The following is a 437-nucleotide window of genomic DNA, read 5'->3' as shown; positions in this document are numbered from 1 at the left end:
TCGCGGTGAATACGTTCCCGGGTCTTGTACACACCGCCCGTCACACCATGGGAGCGGGTTTTACCAGAAGTAGGTAGCTTAACCGTAAGGAGGGCGCTTACCACGGTAGGATTCGTGACTGGGGTGAAGTCGTAACAAGGTAGCCGTATCGGAAGGTGCGGCTGGATCACCTCCTTTCTAGAGTTTGCACGAATCAGGTAAATGGTTCACGCATCAAATGTTCACACTTATCGGCTGTTAATAAAGAAGAACAGCATTTGGGGCTGTAGCTCAGCTGGTTAGAGCACCGTGTTGATAACGCGGGGGTCGTTGGTTCGAGTCCAACCAGCCCTACCAGTTTCTGTAGTCTGGAAATACCCTAGGGGGATTAGCTCAGCTGGGAGAGCACCTGCTTTGCAAGCAGGGGGTCGTCGGTTCGATCCCGTCATCCTCCACCA

General features: G+C 53.3%; 2 tRNA genes and 1 rRNA gene. All 3 read left to right on the top strand.

Annotated features, from left to right (window positions below):
• Window positions 1-177, top strand: a 16S ribosomal RNA gene (locus AC0V2Y_RS28760); the annotation flags it as partial.
• Between the two features lie 82 nt (window positions 178-259).
• Window positions 260-336 (top strand) — tRNA-Ile (locus AC0V2Y_RS28755).
• 25 nt (window positions 337-361) lie between these two features.
• Window positions 362-437 (top strand) — tRNA-Ala (locus tag AC0V2Y_RS28750).

The sequence above is a fragment of the Janthinobacterium sp. BHSEK genome (genome assembly GCF_056174685.1).
This window is presented reverse-complemented; position numbering and strand designations above follow the sequence as displayed.